The organism is Enterobacter sp. HG048 (assembly GCF_024702055.1).
In the GTDB taxonomy this organism is placed as follows: Bacteria; Pseudomonadota; Gammaproteobacteria; order Enterobacterales; family Enterobacteriaceae; genus Enterobacter; species Enterobacter dykesii.
Genome location: NZ_JANLIZ010000005.1, coordinates 206,796 through 228,736, shown reverse-complemented (window position 1 = coordinate 228,736; position 21,941 = coordinate 206,796). Strand labels below are relative to the sequence as shown.

The window sequence follows — 21,941 nt, the reverse complement described above, 5'->3', positions numbered from 1 at the left end:
GTCCCTATCTGCCGTGGGCGCTGGAGAATTGAGGGGGGCTGCTCCTAGTACGAGAGGACCGGAGTGGACGCATCACTGGTGTTCGGGTTGTCATGCCAATGGCACTGCCCGGTAGCTAAATGCGGAAAAGATAAGTGCTGAAAGCATCTAAGCACGAAACTTGCCCCGAGATGAGTTCTCCCTGACCCTTTAAGGGTCCTGAAGGAACGTTGAAGACTACGACGTTGATAGGTCGGGTGTGTAAGCGCAGCGATGCGTTGAGCTAACCGATACTAATGAACCGTGAGGCTTAACCTTACAACGCCGAAGGTGTTTTGGCGAAGAGACGACACGATTTTCAGCCTGATACAGATTAACAGAATTTGCCTGGCGGCTTTAGCGCGGTGGTCCCACCTGACCCCATGCCGAACTCAGAAGTGAAACGCCGTAGCGCCGATGGTAGTGTGGGGTCTCCCCATGTGAGAGTAGGGAACTGCCAGGCATCAATCAGAAGAACCCCGTACCGTAAGGTACGGGGTTTTTTGCTTTGTGCGCGCAGAAAAGCCCGATGGCGCTGCGCTTGCGTTTTAGTAGGCCGGATAAGGCAAAGCCGCCATCCGGCAACGCAGACCGCACGATCCCACGACAAAGAGAAACAAGAATACAAAGAAGGGATTTATAAACGCAGAAAAGCAAAAACCCAGCCATAGGCTGGGTTCTTTGAATAGTGGTGCCCGGACTCGGAATCGAACCAAGGACACGGGGATTTTCAATCCCCTGCTCTACCGACTGAGCTATCCGGGCAACGGAGCGCATTAAACCGCAATCACGCCCGATCGTCAACATTATTTCGGGAAAAGCTGTTCAACTGCTTAAGTTTGCGGCAATCTGTCCGCTTTCGCCGTGAAAATGCACAAATCTTCCAGACAGAACCAGTGTCATACGGCAATGCTGATAGCAAGAGGAGGACAGTATGGCAAATGACTGGCTTGAACTGCGTCAGCATGCAGATACGGGTATTGAGACGATTAAAGCGCATTTCGAAGGGCATGCCTTTGATCCGCACTGGCACGATAGCTATCTGGTAGGGATAACCCTCTCCGGCACGCAGCAGTTTAACTGCCGCCGTGAGCGTCATCGTAGCCAGCCGGGCGACGCATTTCTCCTCGAGCCTGGCGAGATCCACGACGGTGACGCGCCTGTAGAGGGCGGCTTTACCTATTCGACCTTCTATCTTGATGAGCGCTGGCTTACCCGTGCGCTACAAGGACTTTACGAATCTACTCCTGGGAGTTATTCACCCCACTTTGCCCAAACGCTGACGCGGGAGCCGCAGCTGGTGCGCGGTGACCAGCCCGTTGATGTGGCTGCCGCAGTGGGTTTTGCCGATCAAAGCCATCTGGGGCGATGGTTTCAGCGTGCTTACCGTATCTCTCCCGCACACTACCGCCGGTTGTGCACAAACCTTCCAGACGTTTCCAAAAAATAACGGCACATTCATGGCTCTAATAAAAAGGAGCCACCCGTGAGTTTGATACCCTTTCTGTTGTTCACATTTGTCGCCTCCATTACGCCGGGGCCGACCAATATTCTCGTGCTGACGAACAGCCAGCACTTTGGCGTAAAAAATACCGTACCTGCTATTCTGGGCGGATGTATCGCGGCCAGTGCGATTGTGCTGGTATCAGGCGCGGGCGCGGGGGAAGTGCTGCGTCAGTATCCTCTGATACGTCAGATAATGAGCTGGGCAGGCGTGCTGTGGCTAAGCTGGATGAGCTGGCAGCTGTTTCGCGCCCCGGCTGTCCGTCTCGCCGCTGAGAACCGTATCCGATTCACCGCTCGGGCGGCGGCGCTGCTGCAGATCGTGAACCCCAAAACCTGGATGATGGCGCTGGCCGTCGTCAGCCTGTTTGCCCCAGCTGGCGACCATGCATTGCGGGATATTGCGCTAATGTCGCTATGGTTTCTGCTGATCTCAATAGCCTGTTTGATGTGCTGGGCGTGGTTGGGTAAAGCGGTGAACCGAATATTTCGCACCACCGTGGCGATGGTGCGGTTTCAGCGCCTGATGGCGCTGTGTCTTCTCGTCTCTTCCTGGGCGGGCATCCTGGCTTAGGTCAGTGCTCCACCCATTCTGCATTGGGCAAAGCGCAGAATATCTTCCGCCAGGCGGTGCGCCGTATCCACATCGGCCTGGCTACGGTTCACTAGCATGCGGCTGAGGCAACCTTCCAGCACCAGTTCCATCTGCTTCGCCACCATCGCCGGGTCATCGACTTCCAGCGTGGTCAGCAATTCGTGGGTGAAGTCATGCGCCGCCCGTTTTTGCTGATCCGCCAGTTGATGGATAGGATGGCCTGGGTCGGGAAAATAAGTGCAGGCGGCGATGAACAGACAACCCGGGTAGCGGTTGTTGCTGACGCATTCGGTCAGCGCGGTATAGCGCGCCAGCAGTTTTTGCTCCGCGGTCAGTTCTTCATTCAGCATCAGCTGTCTGCGCCAGATATCAACCTGCTGGCTGAGATAGCGCAGGGCATCATAGAGTAGCGCCTCTTTATCCGGCCAGAAGCGCTTAAGTTCATCCAGAGGATAATCGATACGGTCGGCTACCATCTCAAGCGTGGTGCTGGCGATCCCTTGAATCTCAAGTAATTGCAGGGCTTGTCCCAGTACGTCTTCACGTTGCACGGTTATCTCCTCCGCTATTCCCAACGGTTTGTCCCGTTTAAAGTGTTGTTTACGGTTGGCGATTGCGCAAATGCGCGCTAAATGCCGCTGCATCCATAAACCCGGTTACACGCTGTTCTGGCTGCTCCTGGCCCTGTTGATTGAAGAACAGAATGGTTGGCAGCCCGAGCACGTTAAGCTGCTTCAGCAGAGCCTTATCCTGCGCATTATTGGCGGTCACGTTCGCCTGGAGCAAAACGGTCTCTTTCAGGGCGCTTTGCACCTGTGGATCGCTAAAAGTATATTTTTCAAACTCTTTGCAGGCGACACACCAGTCGGCATAGAGATCGAGCATCACCGGTTTGCCTTTCGCCTCTGCCAGGGCGCTGTTAAGTTCATCCACGTTTTTAATCTGGGTGAAGTTCAGATGCGCTTGCATCTGACCCACCGGTGTGCCGAACGCCCAGTCCTGCAGAGGGCGTACGCTCACCAGCGCGGCAGCCAGCAGCAGGATTTGCACCAGGCGCATCCATGGCTTCTTCGCCCACAGGCTGACGATAAACGCCCAGGCAAAGAACGCTACGCCGAGCATCGCCCACAGGCGCAGACCCCAGGCGTCGCCGATGATACGCTCAAGGAGGAACACCGGCAGCGCGAGGATGACAAAACCAAATGCGGTTTTCACCGTCTCCATCCACGGGCCGCTCTTCGGCAGAAGTCGATTGCCGAAAACCGTGACCAGAATTAGCGGCAGGCCCATGCCCAGCGCGTAGAGGTACAACGTTCCGCCGCCGAGCCACATATTGCCGCTCTGGGCGATATAGAGCAGGATGGCGCTCAGCGGCGCGGTGGTGCAGGGAGAGCATATAAGCCCGGCGATGGCACCCATCGCGAACACGCCGCCTGCGGAGCCGCCCTGCTGACGGTTGCTCATCAGCGTTAAGCGTGTTTGCAGCGAGGAGGGCAGCTGTAGCGTGAACAGGCCAAACATTGACAGCGCCAACAGGATAAACACCGCTGACAGGCCAATGAGAACATAAGGGTGCTGGAGTGCTGCCTGGAACTGTAACCCGGCAGCGGCAACCACGAGGCCGAGCGCCGTGTAGGTTAGCGCCATTCCCTGCACGTATATAAAGGCCAGCAGCAGCGCGCGGGCGGTAGATAGACGCTGTTTGCCGCCCAGCACAATCCCGGAGATAAGCGGGTACATTGGCAACACACAAGGGGTAAAGGCAATGCCTATACCAATCAGTAACGCCCACAGCGCTGAGAACGGAAGGTCAGCGCTGTCGTTGGTTTTCTCAACCGCAGGGACCGGAGTTACAGCAGCAGTCGCTTTCACTTCGCTAAGCGGCACGACTTTCGTTTCCGGCGGATAGCAGAAACCTGCATCCGCACATCCCTGATACGTCACCGTCAGCGTCGCGCCTTTATCGGCCTGATTCACCGTCACAGGCACGTTTAAGCGCTGGCGGTAGATTTCACTCTTGCCGTAGAACTCGTCCTCGTGCCACTCGCCAGCGGGCAACCGTAATGCGCCCACTTTTGCCTGGGCAGGAGTAATGCTCACCTGCTTGCGATAGAGGTAATAGCCCTCTTTCACCTGCCAGGTGAGCGTCAGATCGTGCTGGTTCTGCTGAAAATCGAAAACAAACGCCTGGTCGGCAGGAATAAAGTTCGAACGGCCGGGCGCGTCAAACAACCCGGCAAAAGCTGACGTGCTGCACAGCAGCAGGATCAGCGTAAGGAAGCGTTGAGCCATGAGAGATAGTCGTTATCGCCGTGGACCACTGGCAGCACCAGCAGTTCCGGAGTTTGGTAAGGATGATGAGATTTGAGGCAGTCCAGGAGAGCCTGCTGATTCGCCAGATTGGTTTTGAGCAACATCTGGACTTCGTACTCTTGCTCCAGCTTGCCTTCCCAGTAATACAGGGAAGTGGCACCGGGGAGGAGCGTCACGCAGGCAGCCAGTTTTTCGGCCAGCACTTTAGCGGCGAGATCCTGGGCAGAGGCTTCATCAGGGGCGGTACACAGTACGACAACAGCATCAGGCGTGTTCACAAGTCGACCTCCTCATCACGAAAGGCTTCACTATACCACGCAAGGCGGTTGGTCATTAATGAAACGGGCCGCAGAGCGGCCCGATTTTAACTATTTTTACAACCACTCACCGTTTACAGCACCACGCCGCCAATGATAAAGCCGAGGATTACGCAAAGTGAAATGGCGACCACGCCCGGGATCAGGAACGCGTGGTTAAACACATACTTACCGATACGGGTTGAGCCAGTGTCGTCCATCTCCACCGCAGCCAGCAGGGTTGGATAGGTTGGCAGAACGAACAGGGCAGAAACCGCTGCGAAAGAGGCAATCGCCGTCAGTGGCGTCACGCCCAGCATCAGTGCCGCAGGCATTAGCGCTTTGGTGGTCGCCGCCTGGGAGTAAAGCAGGGTAGCGGCAAAAAACAGCACCACCGCCAGCAGCCACGGATAGTTGTGCAGCAGGTCGCCGGCTACGGTCTGAATGTCGCTGATGTGCGCTTTCACGAAGGTATCACCAAGCCAGGCTACCCCGAGGACGCACACGCAGGCGCTCATACCGGATTTAAAGGTGCTGGCGTTCAGCACTTCGCTGGTGTCAATTTTACAGGTGATGCTAATCAGCGTCGCGATGGTCAGCATAAACACCACAATCGCTTCGTTACGCGGCAGGACCGGGTTCTGGATCAGGCCCACGGTGTCGCTGATGGCGGTCGCATAGAACATCACCGCGACAATACCGATCAGGAATAGCAGCACGGAACGTTTTGCGTGCGGCTTCAGCTCGAAGACCTGGCTACCGCGCAGTCTCACTTCACCCTTGGCCAGACGCTCCTGATAAACCGGATCGTCTTTCAGTTCAGCGCCGAGGAAGTTGCACAGCACGGCGGTGATCATCACCGCAAGCAGCGTCACCGGGATACAGATCGCCAGCAGCGTCAGGTAGCTCACGCCCATCGGCTCCAGAATACCGGCGAAGAAGACCACCGCAGCGGAAATCGGCGAGGCGGTAATCGCAATCTGGGACGCGACGACGGCAATAGAGAGCGGACGAGACGGACGGATACCCTGCTCTTTCGCCACTTCGGTAATCACCGGCAGCGTAGAGAAGGCGGTGTGGCCCGTACCGGCGAGAATGGTCATAAACCAGGTCACCAGCGGGGCAAGGAAGGTAATGTACTTTGGATGGCGGCGCAGCATACGCTCCGCCAGGCTTACCAGGTAGTCCATACCGCCTGCCACCTGCATGGCGGCGATAGCGGCAATAACTGCCATGATGATTTCGATAACGTCAAACGGGATTGCGCCGGGTTTAATCTGAAAGATAAGGGTAAGAACGAGCACCCCGAGACCGCCAGCAAAACCGATGCCGATACCCCCGAGTCTTGCTCCCAAATAAATCGCCAACAAGACGATGACGAGTTCTGCTCCAAACATAAGGACCTGCCTTGCTTATTAACAAGTTGATATTGAATTGTTGTATTTAGGTAACGCCTAAAAAGAAAAAAGGCACGTCACAAGTGACGTGCCTTAAGAAGCCTAGCCAGAACGGTTACTGTTCGCTTTCATCGGTATATCGTTTCGCTTTATATGCCGGGTGCATCAGGTTCTGGGCCGAGAAGATATCGTCCAGCTCGGCTTCGGTCAACAGCCCGCGCTCCAGCACCACTTCGCGCACGCTCTTACCGGTTTCGGCGCAAATCTTACCGACGATATCACCGTTGTGGTGACCGATGAACGGGTTGAGGTAGGTGACGATCCCGATGGAGTTATAGACATAACCCTCACAGACTTCTTTATTCGCCGTGATGCCGTTAATGCATTTTTCCAGCAGGTTGTAGCAGGCGTTGGTCAGAATGTGGATAGATTCAAACATCGCCTGGCCAATCACCGGCTCCATCACGTTCAGCTGCAGCTGACCCGCTTCAGAGGCCATGGTCACGGTCGTATCGTTACCGATGACTTTGAAGCAAACCTGGTTCACCACTTCTGGCACCACCGGGTTCACCTTGGCTGGCATGATGGATGAACCGGCCTGCAGTTCTGGCAGGTTGATTTCATTCAGGCCAGCGCGCGGACCGGAAGAGAGCAGGCGCAGGTCGTTACAGATTTTGGACAGTTTCACCGCCAGACGTTTCAGGGCGCTGTGTACCATGACGTAGGCGCCGCAGTCGGAGGTGGCTTCAATCAGGTCTTCTGCAGGCACAACCGGCAGGTTAGAGACTTCAGCCAGCTTCTGTACCGCCAGCTGCTGATAGCCATCCGGGGTGTTCAGACGGGTACCGATGGCGGTGGCGCCCAGGTTCACTTCAAGCAGCAGCTCGGAGGTGCGCAGCAGGTTTTTGGTCTCTTCGTTCAGCAGTACGTTAAACGCATGGAATTCCTGGCCGAGCGTCATCGGCACCGCGTCCTGCAGCTGGGTACGACCCATTTTCAGGATGTCCTGGAACTCAACCGCTTTACGCTGGAAGCCATCACCCAGCTGGTTGATCGCATCCACCAGTTTCACCACGGAGGCATACACCGCGATACGGAAGCCGGTAGGGTAGGCGTCGTTGGTAGACTGGCATTTGTTTACGTGGTCGTTCGGGTTCAGGTACTGGTATTCACCTTTCTGGTGACCCATCAACTCCAGGCCAATGTTTGCCAGTACTTCGTTGGTATTCATGTTGACGGAGGTGCCCGCGCCGCCCTGATAGACGTCAACCGGGAACTGGTCCATGCATTTGCCGTTGTTCAGCACTTCATCGCAGGCTGCGATAATCGCATTTGCCGCGCTTTTAGGAATGGTTTGCAGCTCTTTGTTAGCCAGTGCTGCGGCTTTCTTCACCATCACCATGCCACGGACAAACTCAGGGATGTCGCTGATTTTGCTGTTGCTGATGTAGAAGTTTTCAATCGCTCTCAGAGTGTGGACACCGTAGTAGGCATCCGCTGGAACTTCCCTGGTACCCAACAAGTCTTCTTCGATACGAATGTTGTTTAACATGTGAACCTTCTTTTCAAGCTGCCGATGGATTGTACTAAACACACAGTATTTATGTGGTTTTGAATATTTTCTGGCCGACGATTATTCCCTCAATCAGCCAGATGCTCGAGATCATATGCTGATGATAGCGAATTGCCGTAAGCTGGATCACTTATTATCGAGCCGATTCCATGATAATTATTAATCTGTGAAATGGGTCACCGCTTTATAATTTCCAAAAAAAATATCCGTGCAAACTGATTGAATTTTCGCTAACCGTCACCATCTCATATAAACGCGCGTCGCGAACACATTCAGACAGGGGCCCGATGGCCTCTGCCACACAGGAGATGCCAGTGCGCTGGATACCTTTTATTGCTTTCTTTCTCTATGTTTACATTGAGATTTCCATTTTCATCCAGGTTGCCCATGTGCTGGGCGTCCTGCTGACGCTGATTCTGGTGATTTTCACCTCCGTCATCGGCATGTCGCTGGTGCGTAATCAGGGTTTCAAAAATTTCCTGATAATGCAGCAGAAGATGGCCGCAGGGGAAAGCCCGGCGGAAGAGATGATCAAAAGCGTGTCGTTGATTATTGCGGGGCTGCTGCTGATCCTGCCGGGGTTCTTCACCGACTTCCTTGGCCTGCTGCTGCTTCTGCCGCCGGTGCAAAAACACCTGACCATGAAGCTGCTGCCGCATCTGCGCTTTAGCCGTATGCCGGGCGGCGGGTTCAGCACCGGGCCGGGCGATACCTTTGAAGGGGAGTATCAGCGTAAGGATGAACAGCACGATCGTTTAGACCATAAAGACGATCGGTGATTTTATTGCCCGGTGGCGCTTCGCTTACCGGGCTTCCGGTACCGCACTGCGCTTCGGCAAAAACACCCACAGCCCTGCCAGCATGACAATCGCGTACACACTTCTCCATCCCACCATCGCCAGCAGCAGCAGGCAAAGCACGCCCCCGACGACCGCCAGAGCTTTATAGCGACCTTTCAGCAAACGACATCCCGCCAGCATGCACAGCAGGTAGATCATGATGAAAATGCCGTTGGCGTAGACGATGAGCGCGTCCAGATTAATCTTCAGTGCGTAAATACAGAGCGTGCTCACCACGCAGCAGCCCAGTACGGCATTCAGGGCATTCAGAGGAAGCTGGCGTTTAGACAGGCGCGCGAGGCGATTCTCAGGTTTGTCGAGCGCCTGCGACCACACCAGCCGGGCAAAGCTCTGGATATAAATATTGAGGCTGGCAAAACAGGCCAGATAGCCAATGACGCAGGCGATCCATAGCGCCTTCACGCCGAACAGTTCCACCACGATACCCGGCAGCGATGCCGCGGCGGCAAGATCCGCTCCGAACGCGTTGAAGTGCAACACAAGCACGGTACATGCCCAATAGACCGTACCTGCCAGCAGCAGGCCTATCATCAGCGCGCGGGGGAAATCGCGTTCAGGCTGCTTAAATTCAGAGGCCAGATGGGCAAAGGCTTCCAGACCCACAAAACACCAGAACATGACGGAGAGCGCGGCGAAAAGCTGGGAATGGTCGACGTCGGTCAGCGCCGGGAAGGGAATTTCCTTGATTGTGATATCGCCCGCCCACCAGATAGCGGCAACTAGCGCGACAATCAGCACCGCAACCAGCGTCTGCAGGTTGGCGCTGGAGCTGGCGCCGCGAGAGCCTACCCACCAGACGATCGCCAGCGTACCCAGTTCGGCCAGCAATAACTGCTCGTTGTGCCAGCCAAACAGCGCCTGACCAAAGCCGGTCGCAATATGCAACGCCGCAGGAAGGCCAACCGGAATGACGGAGAGAAACAGCCAGCCGGTAACACGCTGCAGCCGCGGGCCAAAGGCCAGTCCGACAAAGTGCGCCACGCCGCCCGCGCTGGGGAAATGCCGCCCCAGGATGGCAAACACAATGGCTATCGGGAAAACCAATACAATCAGCGCTGGCCACGCCCACAGGCTGTTATTTCCAGCCACCAGCGCCGCCAGTGCGGGTACGGCAAACACGCCCGTACCTAACAAGGAGGTTGAGAGCAGTCCGACGCCCTGCGCCAGCCCCAGCTCCTGCTTGAGTCCACTCATTCACATCGCCCTGCCAGTACCAAAAGAGAGGCGATGGTAACACTTTCGCAAATTTTTTTTTCGACTCCCCCTTGAAGGGGGAAAAAGCTATCCCCATCTCTCAGGGCACTAGTCGGAAAACCGCATGCGGGCCGGCGTCATCCATAACTGATAATGACTTTCTCAAAGGAGAGCTATCAATGAGTATTCGTCCGTTACATGATCGTGTGATCGTCAAACGTAAAGAAGTTGAAACCAAGTCTGCTGGCGGCATCGTTCTGACCGGTTCTGCAGCAGCCAAATCAACGCGTGGCGAAATCATCGCTGTCGGTAAGGGCCGCATCCTGGAAAACGGAACTGTGCAGCCACTGGACGTTAAAGTTGGTGACATCGTAATTTTCAACGATGGCTACGGCGTGAAATCCGAGAAGATCGACAATGAAGAAGTGTTGATCATGTCCGAGAGCGACATTCTGGCAATTGTTGAAGCGTAATTTACGCACGAGAATTTGAGGAAATAAGAACATGGCAGCTAAAGACGTAAAATTCGGTAACGACGCTCGTGTAAAAATGCTCCGCGGCGTAAACGTACTGGCAGATGCAGTTAAAGTGACTCTGGGCCCGAAAGGCCGCAACGTAGTGCTGGATAAATCCTTCGGCGCGCCAACCATCACCAAAGATGGTGTTTCTGTAGCACGTGAAATTGAGCTGGAAGACAAGTTCGAAAACATGGGCGCGCAGATGGTGAAAGAAGTTGCCTCTAAAGCGAACGACGCTGCAGGCGACGGTACCACCACCGCGACCGTACTGGCGCAGGCAATCATCACCGAAGGTCTGAAAGCCGTTGCTGCGGGCATGAACCCAATGGATCTGAAACGTGGTATCGACAAAGCTGTCGCCTCCGCTGTTGAAGAGCTGAAAGCGCTGTCCGTACCGTGCTCTGACTCTAAAGCCATTGCTCAGGTTGGTACTATCTCCGCTAACTCCGACGAAACCGTAGGTAAACTGATCGCTGAAGCGATGGACAAAGTCGGTAAAGAAGGCGTGATCACCGTTGAAGACGGTACTGGTCTGGAAGACGAACTGGACGTGGTTGAAGGTATGCAGTTCGACCGCGGCTACCTGTCCCCATACTTCATCAACAAGCCAGAAACGGGTGCTGTTGAGCTGGAAAGCCCGTTCATCCTGCTGGCTGACAAGAAAATCTCCAACATCCGCGAAATGCTGCCAGTGCTGGAAGCCGTTGCGAAAGCAGGCAAGCCTCTGGTTATCATCGCTGAAGACGTTGAAGGCGAAGCGCTGGCGACCCTGGTGGTAAACACCATGCGCGGCATCGTGAAAGTGGCTGCGGTTAAAGCACCTGGCTTCGGCGATCGCCGTAAAGCGATGCTGCAGGATATCGCTACCCTGACCGGCGGTACCGTAATCTCTGAAGAGATCGGTATGGAGCTGGAAAAAGCGACCCTGGAAGACCTGGGCCAGGCGAAACGCGTTGTGATCAACAAAGACACCACCACCATCATCGACGGTGTGGGTGAAGAAGCCGCTATTCAGGGTCGCGTGGGTCAGATCCGTAAGCAGATCGAAGAAGCGACCTCCGATTACGACCGTGAAAAACTGCAGGAGCGCGTAGCGAAACTGGCTGGCGGCGTTGCGGTAATCAAAGTCGGTGCAGCGACTGAAGTTGAAATGAAAGAGAAAAAAGCACGCGTTGACGATGCCCTGCACGCGACCCGTGCTGCGGTAGAAGAAGGCGTGGTTGCTGGTGGTGGTGTTGCGCTGGTGCGTGTTGCCGCTAAGCTGGCAGGCCTGACCGCACAGAACGAAGATCAGAACGTGGGTATCAAAGTTGCGCTGCGCGCAATGGAAGCCCCTCTGCGTCAGATCGTTTCTAACGCCGGTGAAGAGCCATCTGTGGTTGCGAACAACGTGAAAGCGGGCGAAGGTAACTACGGTTACAACGCGGCAACTGAAGAATACGGCAACATGATCGACTTCGGTATCCTGGATCCAACGAAAGTAACCCGTTCTGCTCTGCAGTACGCGGCATCTGTTGCTGGCCTGATGATCACCACCGAGTGCATGGTCACCGATATGCCTAAAAGCGATGCACCAGACTTAGGTGCTGCTGGCATGGGCGGCATGGGCGGTATGGGCGGCATGATGTAATCGTGCGCTCTACGTCGTAGAATGTGAAAAACCCCCGGGCAGAGATGCTCGGGGGTTTTTCTTTTGGTCATCTTTTAGGTATAAGATTTACACACGGACAACTACTGTCCAGCTTATTGAAAACGAGGAATAACATGCGCGTAAAAGTCTGTGCAGGGATTGTAGGGGCAGCATTGCTGCTGGCGGGTTGTAGCTCCAGCAATGAGCTGTCGGCAGCGGGCCAGGGCGTTCGCTTTGTGGAAGATAAGCCTGGCAGTGAATGCCAGCTGTTAGGCACGGCGACCGGTGAACAAAGTAACTGGATGTCAGGTCAGCATGGCGAAGAAGGTGGCTCGATGCGCGGTGCGGCGAATGCCCTGCGTAACCAGGCTGCGGCAATGGGCGGAAACGTGATTTACGGCGTGAGCAGCCCAACGCAGAGTATGCTGTCCAGCTTCGTGCCGACCGCCAGCCAGATGAACGGCCAGGTCTACAAGTGCCCGAACTGATTGCCTTTTTCCCTCTCCCTGTGGGAGAGGGTTAGGGTGAGCGGAAACTAGCGCTGCCGCAGCTGCAAATCCAGCGGCGTCTTGCTTGGCTCTCCGCCAATCTCGCGTGCCAGCTTCGGCACCATATAGCCTGAAACCAGCGTTAACAGTTCGCGCATAATCTGCCGGGCTTCTTCATCCGTCACCATGAAATGGGCCGCGCCCTGAACGCGATCCAGCACGTGCAGGTAATAGGGCATCACGCCCGCATCAAACAGGGCATTGCTCAGGTCAGCCAGCACGCGGGCGCTGTCGTTCACGCCGCGCAGCAGCACGCTCTGGTTCAGCAGCGTCACGCCCGCTTTACGCAGACGCGCCATCGCCGCGCGAAAATCATCGTCAATTTCATTCGCGTGGTTAATATGGTTCACCAGCAGCACCTGCAATCTTGACTGCTCCAGGCGTGACACCAGTCCGTCGGTGATACGTGCCGGAATGACAATCGGTAAACGGCTGTGAATACGCAGGCGCTTAACGTGCGGGATGGCTTCAAGCTGAGTCAGCAGCCAGTCGAGCTCATGATCTTTTGCCATCAGTGGGTCACCGCCGGAAAAAATAATCTCATCCAGCTCCGGATGGGCGGCGATATAGTCCAGCGCGACCTGCCAGTTGCGTTTATTGCCCTGGTTTTCGGCATACGGGAAGTGCCGACGGAAGCAATAACGACAATTTACCGCGCAGCCGCCTTTTACCAGCAGCAGGGCGCGGTTGAGATACTTGTGCAGTAAACCCGGCACCACGCTGTTCTGCTCTTCCAGCGGATCGGTGCTGTATCCCGGCGCGGTGACAAACTCATCCTGCAAGGTAAGCGTTTGTTTTAAAAGCGGATCGTTGGGGTTGCCTTTCTCCATTCGCGCCACAAACGCACGGGGAACGCGCAGGGCGAAAAGGCGCTTTGCCTCGCGGCCTGCAAGCAACTCTGGGTGCTTATCGAGGTCTAAAAGACGCAGCAATTCATCAGGACTGGTGATTACATCGGCAAGTTGCGATAACCAATCTTCTCTGGACGGGGTGTTTAGGGTTACAATATGCGCCATTTTGTGGCTTAGCTACCAGTTAACAAATTTAGAGGGCCTTATGGCAACGTACTATAGCAACGATTTTCGTGCTGGTCTTAAAATCATGATGGACGGCGAACCGTACGCGGTTGAAGCCAGCGAATTCGTTAAACCAGGTAAAGGCCAGGCATTCGCACGCGTTAAGCTGCGCCGTCTGCTGACCGGTACCCGTGTTGAGAAAACCTTCAAATCTACTGACTCCGCTGAAGGCGCTGATGTTGTTGATATGAACCTGACCTATCTGTACAACGACGGTGAGTTCTATCATTTCATGAACAACTCCACTTTCGAACAGCTGTCTGCTGATGAGAAAGCGGTAGGTGATAGCGCTAAATGGCTGCTGGATCAGGCTGAGTGCATCGTGACCCTGTGGAACGGCCAGCCTATCGCTGTGACCCCACCAAACTTCGTTGAACTGGAAATCGTTGAAACCGATCCAGGTCTGAAAGGTGATACTGCAGGTACCGGCGGTAAACCAGCCAAACTGTCTACCGGCGCAGTGGTTAAAGTTCCACTGTTCGTACAGACTGGCGAAGTGATCAAAGTGGATACCCGCTCCGGCGAATACGTATCCCGCGTGAAGTAATTTACGTCATGATTGAAGGCGCAGCGCCCGCTGCGCCTGATTTTTGCAGGCAGGGATGATGAAACGTACCGTTAAAATTCTGCTTCTGTTAGCGCTTTCCAGTGCATTGCTTTCCGGCTGTAACACCACCCGTGGGATGGGACAAGATATCCAGGATCTCGGTCATATCATTTCTCACGCCGCCAGCTAAGTTCGTCTAATTTTCCTAAAAATGCTTCCTTTTCCGTCAACCGGCGGGATCTTGTCTATCCTTAAGTTGCTATACACAAAACAACTTTGGCTATAAAAGGAAGATATTATGGTTAAGAAAACAATTGCAGCGATCTTTTCAGTCCTGGTACTTTCTTCAGTGTTAACTGCCTGTAATACCACGCGTGGCGTCGGTCAGGATATTTCTGAAGGTGGTAGCGCAATCTCTGGTGCGGCAACCAAAGCTCAGCAGTAATTAACATACGGTACGAGACCAGCGGGTTTCGTACCGTCAGCTTTCTGATTCCTGCAGGGATAAGAACGGAGAAAAACGCGTATCCATATGCAATTTCATGCGGATATTGCGTTTATAGGTATACACCGTTTTGCCGTTGATACTCAGGTGAGCGGCAATTTTTTGATTGCTTGCCCCGTCCATCCACAATGTCAGCACTTTCTCTTCCTGTCGGGTCAGCAAGGGGGCGGCTGCCGTTGTCCTTTCAGCGCTGGCGCGCGAGTTTAATGCGTCGTTGATAGTCGTTGCCACTTTTTCGAGACTGGCGTTTTTCAACAGCGACGACCACACCGGGAACTGTCCGAGCCAGTCGGTCATGCCGCGGTCCTCTCCCGATTGCAGCAAAATAAACGGTAATCGTTCACTGGCGCTCAGCAACGACGAGAGCTGCTGAAAATGATGAATATCCTGCCTGAAGCCGTACAGGTCGGCGATAACCAGCGTGGGTTTCCATTGCAGAATGTGCTCCCTGGCAAGGAACAGATTATTTAGACCCGTCACAACGTAGTGTCCCGGGAACAAACCGGAATGATTGAGCCATGCTTCAAACCCCGTGCGGGTGAAGTGACAACGGTCAATCAAAAGAATTTTGAACATATTTTATTCGCAGTCGGCTAGTGGTTTGGCTTCCTGCCATCAGAAAGCACATCATCATAGAGAAGTCGGATGAGTGCTAAATGCCGGAACTACGCGCCATACTGCGGCTATTTCTTGCCTTAACGTGTTCAGCAAAAAATGATTGAAAAAAAATAGCACGCTAACCACAATATGGGGCGTAATCTCTGCCTTACGGGACGACCCGTAAGCGTTTCTTTCACCGGGGACGGCCCCAGCTTGAATTAAGTTAAGGAGCCTGAAATGTCCTGGATCATTCTTTTTATTGCTGGCCTGCTCGAAGTGGTATGGGCAATTGGTCTCAAGTACACCCACGGATTTACCCGCCTGACGCCCAGCGTCATAACCGTCACCGCGATGATCGTGAGTATTGTTCTGTTATCCTGGGCAATGCGCTCGCTGCCTGTGGGAACAGCTTATGCCGTCTGGACGGGCATTGGTGCGGTTGGGGCCGCCATCACCGGCATTCTGCTGCTGGGAGAGTCAGCGAGTCTGGCGCGTATCGCCAGCCTCGCCTTGATTGTGGCCGGTATCATTGGGCTTAAGCTCAGCACCCATTAATGGGGCTGTTTTACCCAGATAAGTTTTGACACATCAAACCCTTGCCGGGTCGCGACGTCCAGCATCTGCTGTTTCATTTCTGACGAGATAGTTGGCGTGCGGGAAAGTATCCACAGATAGTCGCGATCCGGCCCGCAGACCAGCGCGTGACGGTACTCTCTGTCTAGCGCGATCACGTTATAGCCGCCATAAAACGGGCCGAAGAAAGAGACTTTGAGCGCGGCCCGTCGCGGGTCGCCCGTGAAGTATGCTTTCCCAATCGACTGCTGCCACATCTCCCGATCGGGATTATAGCCCCGGTTGATCACCTGAATACCGCCATCATCCATCGGGCTGTAATTCGCAGTGACCTTCTCCAGGCCCTGCTCAAACCGATGGTCGAGGCGCGCGATTTCATACCATGTTCCAAGGAAGCGTTGTGCATCAAAAGGCGTGACGACGGTAACGCCAGGAGGTGGGGTAGGGGAACTGCAGGCAACCACTAAAAACGCGGCTGTCACCGCGGCGATAACAGGCAGAATGCGCATAGGAGTTTCCTTACTGTTTTTTGTTAAGTGTAGATGACGGCAAGGAAAATGTGGTTTTTGTGCGGTGTGTTTCGCCGGGTAAGCGTAGCGCCACCCGGCAATGTTTTACTGCAGTGCGTCGAGGATACGGTATGCCGCCTCAACGCGGGCAGGGTTCGGATAGCTTTTATTCGCCAGCATCACAATGCCGAGCTGCTTTTCAGGAATAAATGCTACGTAGCTGCCAAACCCGCCGGTAGAACCTGTTTTATGGACCCAGGACGCGTTGACCGGGGGCGCCGGTGGATTCACTTCTCTCGCAGGCAGCGGTGCCAGTGCCACCTTATTGTCGCTACCTTCAACCACGGTTCTGGCATCGACCGGCCAGTTAAGCATTTCCCAGCCTAACCCCTGATACATGGCCCCCACGCGCCAGTAGCGAGACTGCGCCAGGGCAATGCCTTGCCTGAGTGACGTATCCTGAAGCGAGTCCGGCTTCATGTTGACCATCACCCAGCTTGCCATATCCTTCACGTTGGTTTTTACGCCATAGGCTTCAGCGTCCAGCATGCCTGGCGAAACGTGTACCGCTTTACCGTCGCGGTATCCCCAGGCGTAATGCGCCTCTTCCGTTTTCGGAACGTTAATCCAGGTATGGTCCAGCTTGAGCGGCTTAAAGACCCGCGTCGTTATGGCCTGCTCATAGCTCATGCCGGAAGGCTTAACCGCCAGCGCGCCAAAAAGACCGATGCTGGTATTGGCATAAAGACGCGTGGTGCCCGGCTTCCACTGCGGCTGCCAGTTTTGATAAAAGCGCAGCAGAGAGGCGTTATCCGTGACTTCATCCGGTACCTGCAACGGCAAACCTCCTGCGGTATAGGTTGCCAGATCCAGCATGCGGACCCCCTGCCACTGCCTGCCTGTCAGCTCAGGCCAGTATTTTGTCACCGGATCGCCCAGCGATATTTCACCGCGAGCAATGGCATCGCCGCCCAATACGCCAGTGAAGGTTTTACTTATAGAGCCCAGTTCGAACAAGGTTTGTGGGGTGACAGGTTTGTTCGCCGCAACATCGGCTTTACCGAAGGTAAAGTAGTGCGGCTGACCCTCATAAATCACCGCCACCGCCATACCCGGAATGGCCTGCGCTTTCATCAGCGGCGTAACGGTACGCTCCACCACCTCAGCCACCTGTTTTTCTGACATCGGTGCAGCCAATACCGAGCAGGAGGTGCTGAGCAGCAGGGCGCAGCAAAGGGATTTAGTCATCATCAATTATCTTCCGTAATAGCAGTTCAAGGGAGTGTCCGGGCCCGTCAGACCGCTGTAGTCTGTTGGATTTGACTATGGCTGACAAACGGTTAAATTTAGCATTAGCTGTTAATTTTTCTAACGGACGAGCCTATGACGCGCAGCTATCTCCCTCTTAATTCCCTGCGGGCGTTTGAAGCAGCCGCCAGGCACCTCAGTTTTACTCATGCCGCTATCGAGTTGAACGTCACCCATTCCGCGATTAGCCAGCACGTAAAGGCGCTGGAGCAGCACCTTAACTGCCAGCTGTTCGTTCGCGTTTCGCGAGGGCTGATGTTGACTACCGAAGGCGAGAATTTGCTGCCGGTGCTGAATGACTCGTTCGATCGTATCGCCGGAATGCTGGATCGGTTTGCCAGCCAGCGCGCTCAGGAGAAGCTCAAAATAGGCGTGGTAGGGACTTTTGCCACGGGTGTTTTATTCTCGCTGCTCGCGGATTTTCGCCGCTGCTATCCGCATATTGATCTTCAGCTTTCCACCCATAATAATCGCGTCGATCCGGCGGCTGAAGGGCTTGATTACACTATTCGCTACGGTGGCGGCGCGTGGCATGGAACCGATGCTGAATTTCTTTGCCCTGCGCCGCTGTCTCCGCTCTGTACGCCCGACATTGCCTCAGTTCTCAAAAGCCCGGCAGATATCCTGAAGTTTACCCTGCTGCGCTCCTACCGGCGTGACGAGTGGGCTGCGTGGATGCAGGCTGCGGGTGAACATCCTCCCTCACCGACGCACCGGGTGATGGTATTTGATTCGTCCGTGACCATGCTGGAAGCCGCGCAGGCAGGCACAGGGATTGCCATTGCGCCTGTCGACATGTTTACCCATTTACTCAGCAGCGAGCGCATCGTGCAGCCCTTTGCAACGCAGATTGACCTCGGCAGCTACTGGCTGACAAGACTACAGTCACGGACAGAAACGCCCGCAATGCGTGAGTTTGCCCAATGGCTGGTGGGGAAAATGCAGAAATAAAAGGCCCGCCGGATGGCGGGCCTGAAGCGTCAGAGGGTGACCACGGCAATCAGCGTCACCACGGTCAGGATGGTCGCCAGACCGTAGAACACCCATTTCCCGCTCGGTACATGAATTTTCAGGTCATGCATCGCATGGTGAATACGGTGCAGGCCACACCACAGCGGCAGGACGATCATCAGGAAGATGAACACGCGGCCGATAAAGCTGCTCGCGAACGCCAGTACGCGCTCGTAGCTCAGCGCATCGCCCGGGAACAGCCCCAGCGGCAGCATAATGCCGACCAGCAGGATGATGACGGGGGCGATGATGGCACTCCACATGCCGCCTGCGCCAAACAGGCCCCAGAAGACCGGCTCGTCAGAACGTTTTGGATTTGGATTAATCACAGTAGTCTCCTTACCAGAACAGTGCGACAAACAGAATGACCACAGTGGCCAGAATCGTCACTGCCCAGAGCCCTTTAATCACCGGCTCTGGCCCCATTTTCTCGTCTTTTATAATGATGTTCGCCGCTTTTGGCGCCAGCTCAAACCAGGTTTTGGTATGAAGCAGCGCGGCTGCGAGCACGATCAGGTTCAGAACAACAATGATCGGGTTTTGCAGGAAACCGACAAAGCTGGCCCAGGCTTCCGGGCCATGCTTGAGGGCAAAAACGCCGTACATCAGCTCAAGGCTGAACCAGACCGCCGGTACCGCCGTGCCTTCACGCAGCATGTAGAAGCGATAAAACGGCAGGTTTTTCCACCAGGTGGACGGCACAGGCCGCACATAGGCTTTGCGTTTAGTCGTCATCATGCACTCCTTAGCGTGGTTTCAGGGTAGCGATAAGAAAGTCTTTCGAGCTTTCCACTTTACCCTGCTGAATTGCGGCGGCCGGGTCGACGTGCTTCGGACAAACTTCGGAGCAATAACCCACAAAGGTACAGCTCCAGACGCCGTTCTGGCTGTTAAGCTGCGCCATACGTTCTTTTTTACCGTGGTCGCGGCTGTCCTCGTTATAGCGGTGCGCCAGGGTAATGGCGGCCGGTCCGATGAACTCCTTGTTCAGGCCAAACTGTGGACAGGCTGCGTAGCACAGGCCGCAGTTGATGCAGCCGGAGAACTGATGGTATTTCGCCATCTGCGCCGGCGTCTGGGTATTTGGCCCCTGATCCGGCGTGCGCGGATTACCAATGATGTACGGCTTAATCGCTTCGAGGCTTTCGATAAAGTGGGTCATATCGACCACCAGATCGCGTTCAATCGGGAAGTTGCCCAGCGCTTCGACCTTAATGCCTTTGGTGTACTCGCGCAGGAAGGTCTTACAGGCCAGCTTCGGCACCTTGTTGACCATCATGCCGCAGGAGCCGCAGATTGCCATGCGGCAGGACCAGCGATAGCTCAGGTCTGGCGCCAGGTTGTCTTTGATATAGCCGAGCGCATCCAGCAGGGAGGTTTGCTCGTCATAAGGGACTTCATAGAAAGCGCTGTGCGGTGCGGCGTCCACTTCCGGATTGTAGCGCACCACTTCAACTTTCATTTTTTGCATCTCAGCCATTCGCCTTCTCCTTCTTCTCGGCGGCTTCTGCTTCTGCACCGTACACGCGTTTAGCTGGCGGCAGCGTGGTGATTTTCACGTCGCTGTAGTCCAGACGTGTGGTGCCATCTGCATCGCGCCAGGCGAGAGTGTGTTTCAGGAAATTGACGTCGTCACGTTCGGTACAGCCTTCGTCCAGACGCTGGTGGGCCCCACGCGACTCTTTACGCGCCAGCGCAGAGTGCGCCATACATTCCGCGACGTTCAGACCGTGGCCCAACTCGATGGTGTAGAGCAGGTCGGTATTGAATACGCTGGAGGTATCGGTGATGCGCACGCGCTTGAAGCGCTCCTGCAGCTCCGCCAGCTTGTCGACGGTTTTTTGCATCAGCTCTGGCGTACGGTAAATACCGCAGCCTTCTTCCATCGACAGGCCCATCTCGTCGCGGATTTTAGACCAGTTCTCGTTACCCTCCTGGTTCACCAGGTCTTTCAGGCGTTTTTCAACGTCTGCGACCTGCGCATCCAGCGCGGCACCGTTGGCTTCGCCTGCTGTAGCCGCCCGCTCCATCGCGCGCTCGCCCGCCATGCGGCCAAAGACGACCAGCTCTGCCAGCGAGTTCGACCCGAGACGGTTAGCGCCGTGCAGACCCACGGAGGAACACTCGCCGACGGCGAACAGGCCTTTAATACGGGTTTCGCACTGCTGGTCGGTTTCGATCCCGCCCATGGTGTAGTGCGCGGTTGGACGCACCGGAATCGGCTCTTTCACCGGGTCGACGCCCACGTAGGCTTTTGCCAGCTCGCAGATGAACGGCAGACGTTCCAGCAGTTTCTTCTCGCCCAGATGACGCAGGTCGAGGTGAACTACGTCGCCGCGCGGCGTGGAGATGGTGTTGCCTTTGCGCCACTCGTGCCAGAAGGCCTGAGAGACTTTGTCGCGCGGGCCGAGTTCCATGTATTTGTTCTTCGGCTCGCCGAGCGGGGTTTCCGGGCCCATGCCGTAATCCTGCAGATAGCGATAGCCGTTTTTATTGACCAGAATACCGCCTTCACCGCGGCAGCCTTCCGTCATCAGAATGCCGGAGCCCGGCAGACCGGTTGGGTGATACTGCACGAACTCCATATCCCGCAGCGGTACGCCGTGGCCGAGCGCCATGCCCATGCCGTCACCGGTGACGATGCCGCCGTTGGTGTTGTAGCGATAAACGCGACCCGCACCGCCCGTCGCCATCACTACGGCGTTGGCGCGGATCTGGACGAGCGTGCCTTCCATCATGTTCATCGCCACCAGGCCACGCGCCTGCCCGTCATCAACCAGAATGTCGAGGACGAAATGTTCATCGAAGCGCTGAATTTGTGGGAACTGGAGGGAGGTCTGGAACAGGGTGTGCAGCATGTGGAAGCCGGTTTTATCGGCGGCGAACCAGGTGCGTTCAATCTTCATACCGCCAAAGCGGCGAACGTTGACGCTGCCGTCCGGACGGCGGCTCCACGGACATCCCCACTGTTCAAGCTGGGTCATTTCCGTGGGACAATGATGCACAAAGTAGTCAACGACATCCTGTTCGCAAAGCCAGTCGCCCCCTGCAACCGTGTCGTGGAAATGGTATTCAAAGCTGTCATGATCCTGCGCAACGGCGGCGGACCCTCCTTCTGCTGCCACTGTGTGACTACGCATTGGATAGACTTTTGAAATCAATGCGATTTTAGCGTTGGGATTAGCTTGTGCTGCAGCAATCGCAGCACGTAATCCAGCCCCGCCAGCGCCTATTACGGCAAGATCGGCTTGAAAAGTTTGCACGACATTCCTCCAGATTTTTGTTATTTCGCAACGCGACAAACTAAAGGTAGTTCACCCGTCCAAAAGGACGATTGCGAAAGCGTTTCCACTGCTCCTTTATGGGT

25 protein-coding genes, 1 tRNA gene and 2 rRNA genes are annotated in these 21,941 nt (G+C 55.2%); 13 read left to right on the top strand and 15 right to left on the bottom strand.

Annotated features, from left to right (window positions below; translation table 11 throughout):
• A 23S ribosomal RNA gene (locus tag NUX24_RS09425) occupies positions 1 to 297 on the top strand; the annotation flags it as partial.
• Between the two features lie 68 nt (positions 298 to 365).
• Positions 366 to 481 (top strand): 5S ribosomal RNA (gene rrf, locus NUX24_RS09420).
• 226 nt (positions 482 to 707) lie between these two features.
• Here the strand turns inward: rrf and NUX24_RS09415 are convergent.
• A tRNA-Phe gene (locus NUX24_RS09415) sits at positions 708 to 783 on the bottom strand.
• 169 nt (positions 784 to 952) lie between these two features.
• Between NUX24_RS09415 and NUX24_RS09410 the strand changes: the two genes are divergently transcribed.
• A complete protein-coding gene (locus tag NUX24_RS09410; RefSeq protein WP_257831148.1) occupies positions 953 to 1,468 on the top strand; it encodes an AraC family ligand binding domain-containing protein in 516 nt (171 codons plus the stop codon).
• Between the two features lie 36 nt (positions 1,469 to 1,504).
• Positions 1,505 to 2,095, top strand: a complete 591-nt coding sequence (locus tag NUX24_RS09405) for a LysE family translocator (protein ID WP_257831146.1) — start codon at positions 1,505 to 1,507, stop codon at positions 2,093 to 2,095.
• Here the strand turns inward: NUX24_RS09405 and NUX24_RS09400 are convergent.
• From NUX24_RS09400 to aspA, 5 genes are all read right to left on the bottom strand, one after another.
• The gene (locus NUX24_RS09400; protein WP_032643754.1) at positions 2,092 to 2,667 is read right to left on the bottom strand and encodes a transcriptional regulator; all 576 of its coding nucleotides are present in this window, start codon (positions 2,665 to 2,667) and stop codon (positions 2,092 to 2,094) included. The two genes, NUX24_RS09405 and NUX24_RS09400, sit on opposite strands and share 4 nt — an antisense overlap.
• Positions 2,668 to 2,716: 49 nt before the next feature.
• Positions 2,717 to 4,408: a protein-disulfide reductase DsbD gene (locus NUX24_RS09395; RefSeq protein ID WP_257831142.1), complete on the bottom strand. Its 1,692-nt coding sequence runs from the start codon at positions 4,406 to 4,408 to the stop codon at positions 2,717 to 2,719.
• Positions 4,384 to 4,707 (bottom strand): divalent cation tolerance protein CutA, encoded by a 324-nt coding sequence (gene cutA, locus NUX24_RS09390; RefSeq protein ID WP_014168278.1) that lies wholly within the window; start codon positions 4,705 to 4,707, stop codon positions 4,384 to 4,386. Before cutA ends, NUX24_RS09395 begins: the two co-directional genes overlap by 25 nt.
• Before the next feature lie 113 nt (positions 4,708 to 4,820).
• Complete coding sequence (locus NUX24_RS09385; protein ID WP_257831140.1) at positions 4,821 to 6,122, bottom strand: anaerobic C4-dicarboxylate transporter; 1,302 nt, start codon at positions 6,120 to 6,122, stop codon at positions 4,821 to 4,823.
• 115 nt (positions 6,123 to 6,237) lie between these two features.
• Positions 6,238 to 7,674, bottom strand: a complete 1,437-nt coding sequence (gene aspA, locus NUX24_RS09380; protein WP_003855923.1) for an aspartate ammonia-lyase — start codon at positions 7,672 to 7,674, stop codon at positions 6,238 to 6,240.
• A gap of 335 nt (positions 7,675 to 8,009) precedes the next feature.
• Here aspA and NUX24_RS09375 point away from each other — a divergent pair, with 335 nt between their 5' ends.
• Complete coding sequence (locus tag NUX24_RS09375; protein WP_023616652.1) at positions 8,010 to 8,474, top strand: FxsA family protein; 465 nt, start codon at positions 8,010 to 8,012, stop codon at positions 8,472 to 8,474.
• Positions 8,475 to 8,498: 24 nt separating this feature from the next.
• On the opposite strand, the gene yjeH is transcribed toward NUX24_RS09375, so the two are convergent.
• Positions 8,499 to 9,749 carry an L-methionine/branched-chain amino acid transporter gene (gene yjeH / locus NUX24_RS09370; protein WP_257831137.1) on the bottom strand — a complete coding sequence of 417 codons (1,251 nt, stop codon included), beginning with the start codon at positions 9,747 to 9,749 and terminating at the stop codon, positions 8,499 to 8,501.
• Between the two features lie 179 nt (positions 9,750 to 9,928).
• On the opposite strand from yjeH, the gene NUX24_RS09365 reads away from it, so the two are divergent.
• From NUX24_RS09365 to NUX24_RS09355, 3 genes are all read left to right on the top strand, one after another.
• Entirely contained in the window at positions 9,929 to 10,222 is a 294-nt protein-coding gene (locus NUX24_RS09365) for a co-chaperone GroES (RefSeq protein WP_003855929.1), read from the top strand.
• A gap of 31 nt (positions 10,223 to 10,253) precedes the next feature.
• Positions 10,254 to 11,897: a chaperonin GroEL gene (gene groL / locus NUX24_RS09360; protein WP_257831135.1), complete on the top strand. Its 1,644-nt coding sequence runs from the start codon at positions 10,254 to 10,256 to the stop codon at positions 11,895 to 11,897.
• A gap of 134 nt (positions 11,898 to 12,031) precedes the next feature.
• Positions 12,032 to 12,385 carry a DUF4156 domain-containing protein gene (locus NUX24_RS09355; protein ID WP_023310115.1) on the top strand — a complete coding sequence of 118 codons (354 nt, stop codon included), beginning with the start codon at positions 12,032 to 12,034 and terminating at the stop codon, positions 12,383 to 12,385.
• Between the two features lie 47 nt (positions 12,386 to 12,432).
• On the opposite strand, the gene epmB is transcribed toward NUX24_RS09355, so the two are convergent.
• Entirely contained in the window at positions 12,433 to 13,461 is a 1,029-nt protein-coding gene (gene epmB / locus NUX24_RS09350; RefSeq protein ID WP_257831133.1) for an EF-P beta-lysylation protein EpmB, read from the bottom strand.
• Positions 13,462 to 13,501: 40 nt separating this feature from the next.
• On the opposite strand from epmB, the gene efp reads away from it, so the two are divergent.
• From efp to ecnB, 3 genes are all read left to right on the top strand, one after another.
• Positions 13,502 to 14,068, top strand: a complete 567-nt coding sequence (gene efp / locus NUX24_RS09345) for an elongation factor P (protein ID WP_010427766.1) — start codon at positions 13,502 to 13,504, stop codon at positions 14,066 to 14,068.
• A gap of 58 nt (positions 14,069 to 14,126) precedes the next feature.
• Complete coding sequence (locus tag NUX24_RS09340; RefSeq protein ID WP_024907352.1) at positions 14,127 to 14,258, top strand: entericidin A/B family lipoprotein; 132 nt, start codon at positions 14,127 to 14,129, stop codon at positions 14,256 to 14,258.
• Positions 14,259 to 14,366: 108 nt separating this feature from the next.
• Complete coding sequence (ecnB, locus tag NUX24_RS09335) at positions 14,367 to 14,513, top strand: lipoprotein toxin entericidin B (RefSeq protein ID WP_003025482.1); 147 nt, start codon at positions 14,367 to 14,369, stop codon at positions 14,511 to 14,513.
• A gap of 36 nt (positions 14,514 to 14,549) precedes the next feature.
• On the opposite strand, the gene NUX24_RS09330 is transcribed toward ecnB, so the two are convergent.
• On the bottom strand, positions 14,550 to 15,149 hold the full coding sequence (locus NUX24_RS09330) for a LuxR C-terminal-related transcriptional regulator (RefSeq protein ID WP_126328986.1): 600 nt from the start codon (positions 15,147 to 15,149) through the stop codon (positions 14,550 to 14,552).
• Positions 15,150 to 15,410: 261 nt separating this feature from the next.
• Here NUX24_RS09330 and sugE point away from each other — a divergent pair, with 261 nt between their 5' ends.
• On the top strand, positions 15,411 to 15,728 hold the full coding sequence (gene sugE, locus NUX24_RS09325; protein ID WP_006178944.1) for a quaternary ammonium compound efflux SMR transporter SugE: 318 nt from the start codon (positions 15,411 to 15,413) through the stop codon (positions 15,726 to 15,728).
• On the opposite strand, the gene NUX24_RS09320 is transcribed toward sugE, so the two are convergent.
• Both NUX24_RS09320 and blaACT read right to left on the bottom strand, forming a co-directional pair.
• On the bottom strand, positions 15,725 to 16,255 hold the full coding sequence (locus NUX24_RS09320) for a lipocalin family protein (RefSeq protein ID WP_045888999.1): 531 nt from the start codon (positions 16,253 to 16,255) through the stop codon (positions 15,725 to 15,727). The genes sugE and NUX24_RS09320 overlap by 4 nt on opposite strands.
• A gap of 105 nt (positions 16,256 to 16,360) precedes the next feature.
• Positions 16,361 to 17,506, bottom strand: coding sequence for an ACT family cephalosporin-hydrolyzing class C beta-lactamase (gene blaACT, locus NUX24_RS09315; RefSeq protein ID WP_257831125.1), 1,146 nt, complete (start codon positions 17,504 to 17,506; stop codon positions 16,361 to 16,363).
• Between the two features lie 132 nt (positions 17,507 to 17,638).
• Between blaACT and ampR the strand changes: the two genes are divergently transcribed.
• Positions 17,639 to 18,514, top strand: coding sequence for a LysR family transcriptional regulator AmpR (gene ampR, locus NUX24_RS09310; RefSeq protein WP_029739889.1), 876 nt, complete (start codon positions 17,639 to 17,641; stop codon positions 18,512 to 18,514).
• Positions 18,515 to 18,543: 29 nt separating this feature from the next.
• Here the strand turns inward: ampR and frdD are convergent, their stop codons facing one another.
• From frdD to frdA, 4 genes are read right to left on the bottom strand one after another with little or no spacing between them, the layout of a single operon-like run.
• Positions 18,544 to 18,903 (bottom strand): fumarate reductase subunit FrdD, encoded by a 360-nt coding sequence (gene frdD, locus NUX24_RS09305; protein WP_032662398.1) that lies wholly within the window; start codon positions 18,901 to 18,903, stop codon positions 18,544 to 18,546.
• A gap of 10 nt (positions 18,904 to 18,913) precedes the next feature.
• Positions 18,914 to 19,309 (bottom strand): fumarate reductase subunit FrdC, encoded by a 396-nt coding sequence (gene frdC / locus NUX24_RS09300; protein WP_257831157.1) that lies wholly within the window; start codon positions 19,307 to 19,309, stop codon positions 18,914 to 18,916.
• 10 nt (positions 19,310 to 19,319) lie between these two features.
• Positions 19,320 to 20,054 carry a succinate dehydrogenase/fumarate reductase iron-sulfur subunit gene (locus NUX24_RS09295; RefSeq protein ID WP_023310124.1) on the bottom strand — a complete coding sequence of 245 codons (735 nt, stop codon included), beginning with the start codon at positions 20,052 to 20,054 and terminating at the stop codon, positions 19,320 to 19,322.
• A complete protein-coding gene (gene frdA / locus NUX24_RS09290; RefSeq protein ID WP_126328983.1) occupies positions 20,047 to 21,837 on the bottom strand; it encodes a fumarate reductase (quinol) flavoprotein subunit in 1,791 nt (596 codons plus the stop codon). Before frdA ends, NUX24_RS09295 begins: the two co-directional genes overlap by 8 nt.
• Positions 21,838 to 21,941: the final 104 nt, after the last annotated feature.